At 76.0% G+C, this 14,568-nt stretch carries 9 protein-coding genes; all 9 read right to left on the bottom strand.

Going from position 1 to position 14,568, the window contains the following annotated elements:
- Positions 1 to 52: 52 nt before the first annotated feature.
- The 9 genes from BCD48_RS26765 to BCD48_RS26720 all read right to left on the bottom strand — a co-directional run bounded on the left by BCD48_RS26765 (position 53) and on the right by BCD48_RS26720 (position 14,540).
- Positions 53 to 1,744 carry an ABC transporter ATP-binding protein gene (locus tag BCD48_RS26765; protein WP_071051135.1) on the bottom strand — a complete coding sequence of 564 codons (1,692 nt, stop codon included), beginning with the start codon at positions 1,742 to 1,744 and terminating at the stop codon, positions 53 to 55.
- Positions 1,737 to 3,500, bottom strand: coding sequence for an ABC transporter ATP-binding protein (locus BCD48_RS26760; RefSeq protein WP_071051134.1), 1,764 nt, complete (start codon positions 3,498 to 3,500; stop codon positions 1,737 to 1,739). The genes BCD48_RS26765 and BCD48_RS26760 overlap by 8 nt, the downstream gene beginning before the upstream one ends.
- A 167-nt stretch (positions 3,501 to 3,667) precedes the next feature.
- The gene (locus BCD48_RS26755) at positions 3,668 to 4,642 is read right to left on the bottom strand and encodes an ABC transporter ATP-binding protein (RefSeq protein WP_083419245.1); all 975 of its coding nucleotides are present in this window, start codon (positions 4,640 to 4,642) and stop codon (positions 3,668 to 3,670) included.
- Between the two features lie 79 nt (positions 4,643 to 4,721).
- Positions 4,722 to 5,795, bottom strand: coding sequence for a FecCD family ABC transporter permease (locus tag BCD48_RS26750; protein ID WP_071051209.1), 1,074 nt, complete (start codon positions 5,793 to 5,795; stop codon positions 4,722 to 4,724).
- On the bottom strand, positions 5,792 to 6,991 hold the full coding sequence (locus BCD48_RS26745; protein ID WP_241842005.1) for a FecCD family ABC transporter permease: 1,200 nt from the start codon (positions 6,989 to 6,991) through the stop codon (positions 5,792 to 5,794). The genes BCD48_RS26750 and BCD48_RS26745 overlap by 4 nt, the downstream gene beginning before the upstream one ends.
- A gap of 136 nt (positions 6,992 to 7,127) precedes the next feature.
- Positions 7,128 to 8,897 (bottom strand): ABC transporter ATP-binding protein, encoded by a 1,770-nt coding sequence (locus BCD48_RS26740; RefSeq protein ID WP_083419244.1) that lies wholly within the window; start codon positions 8,895 to 8,897, stop codon positions 7,128 to 7,130.
- Positions 8,894 to 10,627, bottom strand: a complete 1,734-nt coding sequence (locus BCD48_RS26735) for an ABC transporter ATP-binding protein (RefSeq protein ID WP_071051133.1) — start codon at positions 10,625 to 10,627, stop codon at positions 8,894 to 8,896. Before BCD48_RS26735 ends, BCD48_RS26740 begins: the two co-directional genes overlap by 4 nt.
- Positions 10,627 to 12,651, bottom strand: coding sequence for an ABC transporter ATP-binding protein (locus tag BCD48_RS54095; RefSeq protein ID WP_083419243.1), 2,025 nt, complete (start codon positions 12,649 to 12,651; stop codon positions 10,627 to 10,629). The genes BCD48_RS26735 and BCD48_RS54095 overlap by 1 nt, the downstream gene beginning before the upstream one ends.
- Positions 12,648 to 14,540, bottom strand: coding sequence for an ABC transporter ATP-binding protein (locus BCD48_RS26720; protein WP_083419242.1), 1,893 nt, complete (start codon positions 14,538 to 14,540; stop codon positions 12,648 to 12,650). The genes BCD48_RS54095 and BCD48_RS26720 overlap by 4 nt, the downstream gene beginning before the upstream one ends.
- Positions 14,541 to 14,568 lie beyond the last annotated feature (28 nt).

Below are 14,568 nucleotides of genomic sequence, written 5' to 3'. Positions count from 1 at the left end.
TTCGTCTACCCCCGCGCTTCGGATACCCACCACTCCGACGCCGCGCGCCGGATCAGCTCAGCCGGCCGGCCTCGACGCGCACGATCCGTGGCAGGCGCTCGATGGTGGTCGGCCGGTGCGCGATCACGATCAGCGTCCGGCCGGCCCGGAACCGTTCGACGGCCGCCTCCAGCCGCCGGGCGGTGTCCGGGTCGAGGTCCGCGGTCGCCTCGTCGAGCACCAGCACCTCCGGGTCGACCAGCGCGGCCCGCAGCAGCCCGACGATCTGCCGCTCGCCGGCCGACAGCCGGTCGCCGCGCCCACCCAGGTCCGCGTCCAGGCCGCCCGGGAGCCGGGCGACCCAGTCGGCCAGGCCCAGCAGGTCGACCGCCCGCTCCATCGCCGCCCGGTCCGGGGCGCCCGGCGTGAGGGCCAGGTTCTCGGCCAGCGTGCCGGTGATGATGTGCACCTGCTGCGGGATGAGGACGATGCGCGCCCGGACCTGTTCCGGGGTGGCCGCGCGCAGGTCCACCCCGCCGTAGCGCACCGTCCCGGCGTCCGGCTCGTACAACCCGGTCAGCAGCTTGGCCAGCGTGGTCTTGCCGGACCCGGTGGCACCGACCAGGCCCGCCCGGTCACCGGCGGCGAAGGCGACCGAGACGCCACGCAGCACGTCCGCGCGGTCGGCGTAGCCGAACCGCAGCCCGTCGGCGACCAGGTCGCCCCGCGCCGGCAGCTCGCTCCCCCGCGCTCCTGGGCCCGCGGGCGGGGCCGGCGGGAGCACGTCGAGCAGGTCTGTCAGGCGGGCGAGGCCGACCCGGGCCAGCTGGGCCTGCCCGGCGAGCCCCGCCAGCATCAGCAGGCCCTCGAACAGGTTGCTCGTCGCGACCACGAACACGACCACCGTGCCCACGTCCAGCTGCCCCGTCCGCACCAGCCAGACGCCCAGCAACAGCAGCGCGGCGGTGGCCAGGCCCTCGATCACCCCGAACAGCTGCAGGCGGTTCTGGACGCCGATCGTCCGGTCGGACGCCCGCAGCAGCTCGTCGTTGTCGGCCTGGAACCGGCGGATCCACTCGTCCGGCCGCCCCGGCGCGACCAGGGCCTCGTGCGCGCCCAGCATCTCCGTGAAGGTCGCGGTCATGGTGGCGTCCGTCGCCGCCTGCCGCCCGAACGCCGCCGGCGCGCCCCGGTTGAACCAGGCGGCGATCACGGCCGCGACCGGCAGGAACAACGCGAGCAGCAGCAGCGCGAGCAGCCACGAGTAGACCAGCAGCAGCGTGGTGGTCAGGACGACGGTGAGGCTGACGCTGACCAGGTTGGGCAGCTGGTCGCGCAGGAACAGCGTGAGGTCGGCGATCTCACCGGTCGAGCGGCGCAGCAGGTTGCCCGTCCGGTGCGCCTCGATGAAGCGCAGCGGCGCGCGGGCGAGGCGTTCGACGACGAGCTCGCGCAGGCCGCGGATCGTTCGCTCCCCGGCCGCGGACAGCAGGATCTCGGACCACCGCAGCAGGAGCATCCGGGCCACGACGAGCCCGGCCATCAGGGCGGCCGCCCACCACAGCCGGCCCCGGTCGCCGACGGTCACGGCATCGACCCCCAGGCCGATGGCCGGGGCGATGCCCACCACCGCCGCCGTGCTGGCCAGGCTCGCCAGCAGCGCGCCGCCCAGGATCGCCCGGTGCGGGCGCAGGTAGGGCCAGAAGCGCCGGAAGACGCCGGCGGTGGGCGGGTCCTCGGCCAGCAGCCGCACGGCCTCAGCCATTGCCGCCGCCCACCCCGACGACCTCGTCGCCACCCTGTCGCTGGATCGGCGCGGGCGCGGGTGCCAGCGTTGGCCCCGCCTCGGGTGGTCCAGCCGCCGGCGCCTGTACGCCGGCCGCCGGTGCCGGCGTGCCGTCGGCCGTCAGCCGCAGCACCCGGTCGGCGGCGGCCAGCACGGACGGGCGGTGGGAGATGACGACGAGCGCGGACTCGGGCGACCACGCCCGCAGGCGGCGCAGGATCGTGGCCTCCGTCGCGGCGTCGACGGCCGCGGTCACGTCGTCGAGGATGAGGACGTCCGGCCGGCCGACCAGCCCGCGCGCCAGCGCCAGCCGCTGTCCCTGGCCGCCGGACACGGACGCCCCGCGCTCGCCCAACTCGGTGTCGTAGCCGTCGGGCAGGCCGCGGACGAAGTCGTCGACGGCGGCGACCTCGCATGCCGCCCGCAGCTCGCCGAGCTCGATGTCGCGGCCGACCCGCAGGTTGTCGGCGACCGTGCCGGCCAGGATCAGCGGCCGCTGCGGCACCAGGCCGACCCGGCGGGCGAGCTCCAGGCGGGGCGCCCGGCGCAGGTCGACGCCGCCCAGGCTGACCGTCCCGGTCTCCGGGTCCTCCAGCCGGCACAGCAGGCGGGCGAGCGTGCTCTTGCCGCTGCCCGTCGGGCCCGTGACGGCGACAAGCTCGCCGGGGCCGACGGACAGGTCGACCGGGCCGAGCACCCGGCGGCCGCCGTGCCGCGCCGTCACGGCGGCGGCGCGCAGCACCGCCCCGGGCGGCGGGGACTCGGCGTCGGCCGGCTCGCCGTCGTCGACCGCGGTGTCCAGGATCTCGGCGATGCGACCGGCCGCGACGCGGGCCTGGCCCTGGGCGGAGAGCAGGTCGACCGCGACCGTGACGGCGAGCGTCAGGGTGGTCATCCAGGAGGTGAAGGCGACCAGGCCACCGACGGTGAGGTCGCCGCGCAGCGCCGCCGTCCCGCCGATGGCCAGGCCGGCGGCGATCGCCAGCCGGGGCACGGTCGGCGGCACGGCCGACCACATCGCCGAGATGCGCGCGGTCGTCATCGTGTGCTGGGTGAGGGCCGCGCTGCGGTCGTGATGGCGGCGCACGAGGGCCGACTCACCGCCGAGGCCGCGCACCGCGGCGCTGGCCTCCTCCACCGCGTCCGCCCGAGTGGCGAACGCCGAGGAGAGCTTCTCGTTCGCCGTGTCGAACCGCGCGGGGAAGTACGCGTTCGCCAGCGCGACCAGCGGGATGGTCACCACTCCCACGACCAGCAGCGGCCAGGCGAGCAGCGCGAAGGCGGGCAGCACGATGACGATCGTCACGACGATCCGGACCCAGATCGAGAGGTTCTGCACCCACAGCCGGACCAGGTCGACGTCCCGGGTGACCCGGGTGGCCAGGTCGCCGTGCCCGTAGCGGCCGAGGGCGGGGCGGTCGAGGACGGACACGCGCCGGACCAGCGCCGCCCGCAGCGAATGCGCGACCCGGTTCGCGGCCCGGCCCGACCACCACAGGCCGCCGGCGCCGCCGAGCACGAACACCACGGCGATCAGCGCCGTCGGGACGGCCCAGGTGAGCGTGCCGTGCACCGAGCGCGGGGTGACGCCCCGGTCGAGAGCGCGCTGGACGCACCACGGGAGGGCGAGCATCGCGGTCTGCTGGACGACCGTGGCCATCCCACCGAGGGCGAGCTCGCCGCGCCGTTCCAGCAGCCGCGACCGCAGCAGCCGGCTGCCCGTCGCGCTGTCCAACTCCGCACCGTCCTGACCGGATCGTGCCCGCGCCGTCCGATCAGCCGCTGCGCGCGGCCTCCAGGCGGGCAGCGTCGAGCGCCCGCGGCCCGCATGATCGGCGACAGCGGGCGGCGGTTACCTGCCCGACATACTTAGGTATAGCTAACTTAAATTTTACATACGAGTCAACCCATGTCGACGGGTTCGCTCGCCTCCGTGAGCGGTCCAGCCGATCCGTCCGAAGCGGCCGCCACGCTCAGCACCCCGACCGCCTGCCCGGCTGTCTCCACCGTTGTCCCCGCGGAGGTCTCCACAACCGCTGTCCCCCCGGAGGTCTCCGCAGCGGTCTGGGCGGCCGTCCCCGGCTCGGCCGGGCGGCGGCGCCGGTGCACCGGGATCACCAGCGGGGTCCCCGACTCCGGATCGGTGATGACCCGGCAGGCCAGGCCGAAGACGTCCGCGACGAGGCCGGCGGTGACGATCTCGGACGGCGGCCCCTGGGCGACGATCCGCCCGTCGCGCATGGCCACCAGGTGGTCGGCGTACCGGCTGGCCTGGTTGAGGTCGTGCAGCACGGCCACCAGCGTGTGCCCCCCGCCCGCGAGCAGCTCGGCGCACAGGTCCAGCACCTCGACCTGATGGGCGATGTCCAGGAACGTCGTCGGCTCGTCGAGCAGCAGGATCGGCGTCCGCTGGGCGAGGACCATCGCCAGCCACACCCGCTGGCGCTGGCCGCCGGACAGCTCGTCGACCATCCGGTCGGCGAGCTCGGTGACGTTGGTCCTGGCCATCACCTCGGCCACGACCCGCTCGTCCTCCCGGGACCACTGCCGCAGCAGCCGCTGGTGCGGGTACCGGCCGCGGGCGACCAGGTCGGCGACGGTGATGCCGGCCGGAGCGGTCGCGGACTGGGCCAGTAGGCCAAGCCGGCGGGCGACCTCCTTCGTCGAGTACGACGAGATCAGCGCGCCGTCGAGGTGGACCGCGCCCGCCTTCGGCCGCAGCAGCCGGACGAGCGCGCGCAGCAGCGTCGACTTGCCGCAGGCGTTCGGGCCGACGATGACGGTGAACGCGCCGTCCTGGATGTCGATCCCCAGCTCGCGGGCCACGACCCGGTTGTCGTAGGCGAGGGTGAGATCACGGGCGCTCAGCCGCGTCATCGGCGGTCCTCCTTCGTCGGCCCGGCCCGTCGTCGACCGGCCGGGCGCGCCGTCACCCGTGGGTGCCGTCCGCGCGGTGTCACGCCGACCGCCGCTGGCGGACCAGCAGGATGGCGAGGTAGATGCCGCCGATGGCGGCGGTCGCCACGCCGACCGGGAGCTGGGTGGGGGCGAACAGGCGCTGCGCCGCCAGGTCGCTGACCGTGACCAGCGCCGCGCCGGCCAGCGCGGTCGGGACCAGCGGCGGCGACGGCGCCGCGGTGAGCCAGCGGGCGAGCGGCGGCGCGGTCAGGGCGACGAAGCCGACCGGGCCGGCCGCCGCCGTCGCGGTGGCCGCCAGCGCCGCCGCGACCGTGACGAGCGTGAGGCGGCACCGCTCGACGTCGACCCCGAGGGCCTTCGCGGTGTCCGTCCCCAGCTCCAGGTAGGCCAGCCGGCGGCCCTGGTACACGCCGATCGGCACCAGGATGACCAGGGCCACGGCCAGCGGCCGGACCTGCTCCCAGCCGCGGCTGTTGAGGCTGCCGATCAGCCAGACCTGCGCCGTGACCGCGTCCGCCAGCGTCGCCCGGGTGATCAGATAGGAGTTGACGGCATTGAGCAGCGCCGCCGTAGCGATCCCCACGAGGACCAGCCGTGTGCCGGCGAGGCCGCGCCGGTAGGCCAGGAGGTAGACGGCGGCGCCGGTGGCGACGCCGCCGGCCAGCGCGCCCAGCGACGCCTGCGTCGCGTCGCCGCGCAGGACCAGCAGGACGATGACCGCGCCGGTGGCCGAGCCGGTGGTGAAGCCGAGGATGTCCGGGCTGCCCAGCACGTTGTCCGAGACGCTCTGGAAGATGGCGCCGGACAGCGCCAGCGCGGCGCCGACCAGCAGGCCGGTCAGCAGGCGCGGCAGCCGCAGGGTGTTGACCACGAAGTCCGTGCCGCCGTCGCCGTGCCCGAGCAGGGCGCGCACGACGTCGCCGACCGGGATCGAGTAGTCCCCCGTGGTCAGCGTGGCGACGCCGGCGGCGACGATCACCACGACGAAACCACAGCTCAGCGCGACGGAGCGCGGGACGACCCGGACGGACACCGCGTCGCCGCCGAACCGGGCGACCCGGTGGCGCCACACGGACGGGCGGGCGGCGGAGGTGGCGGCGGTTGTGGTCACGCCCGGCCCAGCCTCGCGCGGCGGCACAGCACGATGAACACCGGCGCCCCGACGAAGGCCGTGACGACCCCCACCTGCAGCTCTCCCGGCGCGATGATCACCCGGCCGACGAGGTCCGAGCCGATCAGCAGGACCGGGGCCAGCACCGCGGAGTACGGCAGGACCCAGCGGTTGTCGGGACCGGCGATCACGCGGGCGATGTGCGGGACGGCCAGGCCGACGAACGTGATCGGCCCGGCCGCGGCCGTCGCCCCGCCGCAGAGCAGGACGACGGCGACGGCACCCGACACCCGGGCGCGGTGCAGGCGGACGCCCAGCCCGCGCGCCGCCTCATCTCCCAGCGCGAGGGCGTTCAGCGGGCGGCCGAGGGTGCAGGCGATGAGGAGACCGGCCGCCATGATCGGCGCCGTCGCGGTCAGGCTGCCCGATCCCCGCACCGCCAGCGAGCCGACGTCCCAGTGCCGGAACTGGTCGAACGTGCGGGTGTCGAGCAGCAGCGCGGCGTAGACGAACGACCCGAGGACGGCGGTGGCGGCCGCGCCGGTCACGACCAGGGTCGCCGGCGACGTCCCCGAGCGGCCGGTGGCGCCGATCGCGAACACGGCGACCGAGGTCACGGCGGCGCCGACGAGCGAGAACCACACGTAGCCGGCCGGGCTCGTGATGCCGAAGACCGAGATCGCGACGACGACCGCGGCGGACGCGCCGATGCTGACCCCGAGCATCCCCGGCTCGACCAGGTCGTTGCGGGTCAGCGCCTGCGTCAGCGCTCCGGCGACGCCCAGCGCGGCGCCGACCACCAGGCCGAGCAGCGTGCGCGGGATCCGCAGGTCGTGGACGACCACGGCGGCCTGCGAGCCGTCGTCGTGCCACAGGACCCGCCACACGACGGTGAACGGGAGATGGTTCGCGCCGATCCAGACGCTGAGCAGGCACACCCCGGCCAGCACGACCACCGCGAGCGTCAGACCTGGCAACCGCCGCCGCCGCGGCTCCCACAGCCGCCAGCGGGCCTGGCGCAGCCGCGTGGCCTGGGACTCCCCGACGGCCACGGGCACCGGTGCGACCGCGAGGATCGCCGCGGACGTACCGACCACCGGGACGGGCGGGTGCGTCGCCGTCGCGTCGCCCTTCGGCGGGTGTGCCGAGGGGGCCGGCGGACGCTCGGCGGGAACGCCGTCCGTGACAGTACGCACCAACCGCCCCACAGTCCGGCCCGACAAGTAAGGCCAGGTTAACCTACATCCGGCAAACCGACCGGCGGACGACGGCAAGGACCGGCCACCGCCCGACGCCAGGGCCGCGACCACCTCGGAGAGCGCGGCACCCGCCTTATGGGCTTGTCTGGTCGGCGGGCTCCCGGTCCAGGCGCTCGCCGGCGTGCAGCCGCCACCCGCGGGCGCGGCCGCGTTCGCGCCAGAAGGCGGCGTATCGCCCGTCCTGGGCCAGCAGCTCGGCATGCGGGCCGCACTCCACGACGCGGCCACCGTCGAGGACCGCGATCTGGTCGGCGCGCACGATCGTGTCGAGGCGGTGCGCGATGACCAGGACCGTGCGGTGGACGGCGAGCTCCGCCAGGGCCGCGTGCACCGCGGCCTCGTTCTCGGTGTCGAGGGACGCGGTGGCCTCGTCGAGGAGCACGATGGGCGCGTCCTTGCACAGGGCGCGGGCGATGGCGACGCGCTGGCGTTCGCCGCCGGACAGCAGCCGGCCGCCCTCGCCGACGCGGCTGACCCAGCCGTCCGGGAGCCGGGCGACGATGGAGTCCACCTGGGCGCGCCGGGCCGCGTCGCGCACCTGTTCCGGGGTGGCGTCGGGGTTGCCGAAGCGAATGTTGTCCTCGAGGGTGGCGTCGAACAGGTAGACGTCCTGGAACACGAGCGCGATGTGGCCGAGCAGCTCGGCGCTGGTGAGCTCGCGGACGTCGACGCCGCCGACGCGCACCGAGCCGGCGCCGACGTCGTGGAAGCGGGCGATGAGCTTGGTGACGGTGGTCTTCCCCGAGCCGGACGCGCCGACGAGCGCGGTGGTGCGGCCGGCCGGGATCGTCAGCGTCAGCCCGGTGAACACCTCGGGGCCGCCGGGATAGCCGAAGCGGACGTCGGCGAGCTCGATCCCGGCGTCGCCGATCGGCTGGCCGGCCGCGGGCTCCGGGAGCGGCTCGACCGCGAGGAGCTCGTCGATCCGCCCGGCGGACGACTGGCAGGCCCGCAGCACCCCGCCGAGGCCGACGAGCGCGTCAAGCGGGCGCAGCAGGCTGATCCCGAGGACGACGACGGCGATCATCCGGGCCGGCGCGAGCTGATGGTCGGTGGCCAGGGCGAGGCCGGTGAGGAGCAGCGCGGTGAAGGCGAGCTGGATGCCGAGCTCGCCGAGGTACTCGCCGGGCAGCGAGCCGACGATCTCGCGCCGCGCCGCCCGGTGCTGGGCGGCCAGCGCCTCGTCGAGGCCCACGCGGCCGGCGGCGGCGTTGCCGGTGGCCCGCAGGGTCGGCTGGGCGCCGGCGAACTCGACCAGCCGGCTGCCGGCCTCGGCGGTCGCGGCGTGGTTGGCCGCCTCGGTACGTTCCGTCAGCCGGCGGCCGACCGAGAGCGCGGCGAGCACGACCGGGACGACAAGCAGCGCCGCGAGCCCGACCCGCCAGTCGAAGACGAGCAGGAACACCGCGATCGTGGCCGGGGTCAGGACCGCGCCGAGGAGGGCCTGGACGAGGAAGACAGTGCTCGCCACCCGGGCCACGTCACCGACGATCAGCTGCGGCACCTGGCCGGCCCTCGGCCCGTCGAACCAGCCCAGCGGCAGCGTCACGACCTTGTCACCGATGCGGGTGTAGAGAGCGCGGCGCCAGGCCGAGGACATCCGCAGCGCCCGCGACCCGAGGTAGTAGTGCGCGAACCAGCCAACCCCGGCGGCGGCGGTGAGCGGGATCAGCCACCAGGCGGCGGTGGCGGCGCGGCCGTCGAGCAGGGCGATCAGCAGTGGGACGAGCACCCCGAACGCGACGCCCTCGCTCACGGCGTAGGCGGCCACCGCCGCCAGGTAGCGGCCCAGCGGCCGGTGCTGACCGGCCGGGATGAGGCCCCGCAGCGGATCGTCCGTCACAGTTCACTCCCCTGCTGGGCGTGCCAGAGCTGGGCGTAGCGCCCGTCGGCGGCGAGCAGGTCGCCGTGCCGGCCGCGCTCGACGATGCGCCCCTCGTCGAGGACCAGGATCTGGTCGGCCTCGGTGACCGTGTAAAGGCGGTGCGCGATCACGAGCAGGGTGCGGCCGGCGGCCAGCTCCGCCAGCGCGTCCTGGATCGCGGCCTCGGAGTCCGGGTCGGCGAACGCGGTCGCCTCGTCGAGGACGACGATCGGCGTCCCGGCGAGCAGGGTCCGCGCGATCGCGACCCGCTGCGCCTCCCCGCCGGACAGAAGGGCGTCCTCGCCGGCCACCGAGTCGTAGCCTCGCGGCAGCGCCAGGACCCGGTCGTCGACGGCGGCCGCGCGGGCCGCCGCGCGCACCGCCTCCTCGCTCGCGTCCGGGACGGGCAGGGCGATGTTGTCGCGGATCGAGCGGCGCAGCAGGACGGCGTCCTGCAGCAGGAACCCGACGTGGCGGTACAGGTCGTCCCGGTCGAGGTCGCGCAGGTCGACGCCGCCGAGCCGGATGGCGCCCTCGGAGACGTCGGCGAAGCGCGCCAACAGCATGGCCAGCGTCGACTTCCCCGCCCCGGACGGCCCGACCAGCGCCGTCACGGTGCCCGGCGCGAGTGTGGCGCTTACGCCGTGCAGGACCCGGTGCCCGTCCGCGTAGCCGAAGTGGACGTCGTCGAACTCCACCGTCAGCGGGGTGCCCACCGCGCGGGCCCGCCCGTGCTCGACGGCCGGCTGCGCAGGCTCCCGCAGCAGCTCGCCGATGCGGCCGGCCGCTCCCTGGGCGCTCTCCCGCAGGTCCTGGGCGAGGTAGATCGGGGTGAGCTGCTCGAACAGGCCGACCGCGAGCAGGGTGAAGGCCACCAGGTCCACCGGGTCGCTCCACCCGGCCGCGACCAGCCCGGTCCCGACGGCGGTGACCGCGAACACCACGGTCGCCGGGGCGACCGTCGCCCTGGCCACGCCGCGGGGCCGCAGAAAGATCCGCTGTGCCTGCTCGTCGGCGTCGACGTACTGCGCCGCGGCCGCGGTGAACCGCGCCGCGCCCCGGCCGCCGGCGAACGTCTTGACGACGCTGATGCCCCGCACCGTCTCGAGCACCGCCGCCGTCAGCTCTGTGTTCGCCGCCGCGATGCGGCCCATCTGTTCCGTGGCACGGACCTGGACCCGCATCCGGATCGCCTGGGCCGCGCCGACCATCACCACCGTCAGCAGGGCCAGCGGCCAGTCCACCCAGAGCAGGTAGCCGACGACCACCACCGGGCCGGCCACGGCTGAGGCCAGGTCCCCGCGGGCGTGTGCCACCGCGTGGTGCAGCGTCGCGACGTCGTCCTGCGCCGTGGCGCGCACCCGGGCAGACACGCCGCCCGCGAACCAGCTCAGCGGCAGCGCGCTCAGCTGCTCGGTCAGGCGGCGGCGCAGCAGGTAGGCGAGGTCCGCGTCGGCGAGATGGTTGAGCAGGCTCGCCGACGCGTACAGCACGAACCGGGCCACGAGCAGCCCGACCGCCAGCCACGCGAGCGGCCACACGGGCTGCCCTGACCCGTTCAGCAGCCGCCGCGCGATCTCCACCAGCACGACCGCCGGCGTCACCGCCAGCACCGCGGCCAGCGCCTGCAGCACGGCTCCCACCATCGTCCGCCCGCGGACCGGCCGCCGCAGCTCGGCGAGATCAGCCGCGGCCAGGTCGGCGGCCATCAGGCCCTCCTCGGGGCGAGGGGCGGCACGGACCCGCCAGGAGCGTCCGGACGGTGGGCGGTCCAGGCGGACCAGAGGGTGGCGTACGGACCGGGCGTGGTCAGCAGCTCGGCGTGCGGGCCGGACTCGACGACGCGGCCCTCGTCGAGCACGACAACGCGGTCGGCCGTGGCCGCCTGGGCGAGCCGGTGGGCGACCAGGATGGCGGTGCGGCCGCGCAGCGCCGCGTCGGCGGCGGCGTCCAGTGCGCGGGCCGCCGCGCTGCCGGCCTCGGCCGTGGCCTCGTCCAGGATGGCGACCGGCGGGTCGGCGAGGACCAGGCGCGCGAGCGCCAGCTGCTGTGCCTGGGCGACGGTCAGCCGGTGGCCGCCCTCGCCGACGACAGTGTCCAGGCCCGCCGGCAGCAGCTGCACCCAGGCGAGGGCCCCGACCGTGTCGAGCGCCGCGCGCAGCTCGTCGTCGGTGGCGCCCGGCGCGGCCAGCCGGAGGTCGTCGGTCAGCAGGCCGGCGAAGACGTGCACCTCCTGGGTGACCAGCGCCACGGTGCGCCTCGTCGCCGCCGGCCCGAGCTCGTCGAGCGGGACACCGCCGATCGACACCGAGCCGCGTGACGGCAGGTGGATACCCGCGATCAGCTTGGCCAGGGTCGTCTTGCCGGCGCCGCTCGCGCCGACCAGCGCGACCCGTTCCCCCGCCCGGACCGTGAGATCGACGTCCCGCAGCACGTCATGCCCCGGGCGGTAGCCGAACGTCACCCGGGCCACGCTCACGGACGCCGCGCTCGGCTCGACCAGGACGCCGGGCGCCACGGGCCTCGCCGTCGCGACCTGCTGGCCGGCCCCGGCCAGCACGCCGGCGGGGGCCGGTCCGGTGGAGGCAGTGGAGAAGACGGAAGCAGTGGAGACGACGGAAGACGCCTCGGCGGGCGGCCGCGCGGTGCGACGCCCGTTGCCGTCCGCCGCGCGCGTGCCCTGGGGGGGCGGTGCCGCGGCCGTGGCGGTCTCGTCCGGCAGGTCGATGACGCCGACCAGGCGGGCGAGGCTCGCGCCGGCGGCCTGGGCGTCGTCGACGAGGCTGAGGGCGGCGTTGATCGGGTTGAACAGGTTGTGGAAGTACAGCGCCGCCGCGGTCGCCGTGCCGATGCTGACCGCGTCGTGCCGGACGAGCAGGAAACCGGTGGACAGCACCGCGGCGAGCCCGATGAACTCCGCCAGGTTCAGCCGGCCGAAGAACCGGGTGATCAGCGCGGTCCCCGACAGCGTCCAGCGGACAGCCGTCGCGGACCGCTCCTCGACCCGTCCCAGCTGGCGCGCGGAAAGGTGGAACGCCCGGACCGTCGCCGCGCCGCCGACCGTCTCCAGGAGCTGCTGCTGCTGGGCGCCGGCGGCGATCCGCTGCGTGGCGTACACCGGCGGCGCGGTCCGCGCGTACCACCGGACCGTCGCGGCCTGGACCGGGGTGGCCAGCAGCGCGGCCAGCAGGAAACGCCAGTCGAGCACCGCGATGCCGACCAGGGTGAGCCCGATCGTCAGACCGGCGCGGGCGAACTGCGGCAGCGCCGACCGGACGACGTCGGCGATCATCCCGACGTCGTTGGTTACCCGGGCGGTCAGGTCACCCGTCCCCGCCGCCTCGACCCGCTCCAGCGGCAGGCGCAGCGCCCGGGCCACCAGCCGTTCGCGCAGCTCGGCGAGCATGTCCTCGCCGAGGCGCGCGACCAGCGACTCACCGACCACCGTCAGCGCCCCGGCGACGACCGCGACCACGACCAGGAACAGGAACGGCGTCGTCATCGCGGCGGCCCGGTGACCGTCGACGGCGAGGTCGACGAGGTGCCCGAGGATCGGCGCCGTCAGCAGCCCGACGCCCGTCGCCGCCGCGACCGCAACCAGCGCGGCGACGGCCAGCGCCCACCGCGGCCGCAACAGCTCGCCGACGGCGGCCCCGGTGCGCGCGCCGCTCGCGGTCGGCAGCAGCACCGCCCCCGGCGCCGTGCCGGCCGTCGATCCGCCCGGGGCGGTCACGCGAGCACCGCCGCGCGGTAGCCGGCGTCGCTGTCGAGCAGGTCGCGGTGCGTGCCGTCGGCCCGCACGCCGCCGCCGTCGAGCATCACCACCCGGTCGGTCACGGCCAGCAGCGCCGGGCTCGTCGCGACCAGCACCGTCGTCCGCCCGCGCCGCAGCTCGCGCAGGCCGGTGGCGATCCGGGCCTCCGTGACCGTGTCGACGGCGGTGGTCGGCTCATGCAGCACCAGCACGGGAGGGTCGGCGGCGAGCGCGCGGGCGAGCGCGACCCGCTGGCGCTGGCCGCCCGACAGCGACCGACCGAACTCGGAGATCTCCGTGTCGACGCCGTCGGGAAGCGCCCGCGCCACCTCGTCGGCCCCTGCCGCCGCCAGCGCCGACGACAGGGCGGCGGCGCGCGTCGGCGCGTCGGCCGCGGCGAACATGGCCGGTCCGTCCGCGGCGAGGCCGGAGGCGACGTTCTCGGCGAGGGTGCCCGCGAAGAGGTCGGCGTCGTGGTCGGCGACGAGGAGCAGCCGGCGGGCCTCGCCGGGCGGGAGGTCCGCGAGCGACACGCCGTCGAGCTCGACGACACCGGCGTCCGGGTCGCGCTCGCGCGCCAGGCAGCGCAACAGGGCGCCGGTGGCGTCCGGGTCGGTGACGACCAGGCCCAGCAGTTCTCCCGGGGCGACATCGAGGTCGACGCCGCGCAGCCCGTCGACGCAGGCGAGGCCGCCGATCCGCAGGCGGCCGTGCGGGTGCGCCGGCGGGTCCGCCCGCCCGCCGGCCACCGCCGGCCGCGCGCCGAGGACAGCGGCGATCCGCGTGGCCGACGCTCGGGCCTGGGCGAACTGGCCGATGACGGTGGTCACCATGCCCAGGGGGCTGAGCAGGTACTGGGCGAGCCCCACCGCGGTGACGAGACCGCCGATGCTGATCTCGCCGTGTGCCGCCAGCCGCCCGGCGAGCAGCGCCACCACCGCCAGGAAGATCCCGTTGAGCACGAGCACCGCGCCGTCGAACCCCGCCTGGGCCCGGGCGGCCCGCAGCGTCGCGGCCAGCGAGTCCTGGCTCGTACGCCGGTAACGGGCCACCGCGGCATCCTCCGCGCCGATGCCCTTGAGCACCCGCAGACCGGTGGCCAGGTCGGTGGCGACGCCCGACGCGCGCGCGGCGCGTTCCTGCTCGACCGCGCTGCGCCGCTCCAGCGGCCGGCCCAGCAGGTGCGAGAGCCACAGCAGCGGGGGCGTGCCGAGCAGCACCAGCAGGCCGAGCACGATCGACACGTTCAGCAGCGCGACGGCCGCGACCACCAGGCCGGCGAACCCGGCGGTGCCGCCCGGCATGACCAGGTTGACGGCACTGGCACGCCGGACGTCGCTGGTGGCCAGGTTCGTGAGCTCGCCGGCGAGGCGGCCCTCCTCGGCCCCGCCGCGGTCGTCGACGACGCGTGCCGCCACCCGGAGGCGCAGGTCATGCCCGGCCCACTCGGAGGCGTTCACCGTCACCCGGAAGCCGAACCGGAAGCCCAGGGACAGCAGGACGAAGTCCGCGGCGAGCGCCCCGAGCCAGGCAAGCAGGCCGCTGGTCGCGCCGGTCGCGACCGCGCGGTCGATGATGACACCGATCAGGACGGGCACGAGGGCCTCGCCGCCCTGGTGACAGATCGCCCCCACGACGCCGCCGGCCAGCCGGCGCCGCTGGCCGCGCACCGCCGCCCGCAGCAGATCTCCGCCAGTCGGCTGATCGCCGCCCGCCAGGCCTGCCGTGCCGGTCGACGGCACGGCGCCGGAGTGCGCGGCGCCAGCGTGGGCGATGCCGGCGTGCGCGGTGCCGTCGTGGGCCGCCGGCGCGTCGCCATCGGCGGGCGGCGCACCACCGTCGGTGGGCGGTGGCACGACGACGTTCACGGGCAGCTCCTTCCGTCGGGTCCGGGCA

The sequence above is a fragment of the Pseudofrankia coriaricola genome (assembly GCF_001854805.1).
GTDB lineage: Bacteria > Actinomycetota > Actinomycetes > Frankiales > Frankiaceae > Pseudofrankia.
This window is presented reverse-complemented; position numbering and strand designations above follow the sequence as displayed.

Coding starts and splice junctions, on each gene's coding strand:
- BCD48_RS26765 (WP_071051135.1), bottom strand. CDS start 1,744: ATGGCTGAGGCCGTGCGGCTGCTGGCCGAGGACCCGCCCACCGCCGGC.
- BCD48_RS26755 (WP_083419245.1), bottom strand. CDS start 4,642: ATGACGCGGCTGAGCGCCCGTGATCTCACCCTCGCCTACGACAACCGG.
- BCD48_RS26735 (WP_071051133.1), bottom strand. CDS start 10,627: ATGGCCGCCGACCTGGCCGCGGCTGATCTCGCCGAGCTGCGGCGGCCG.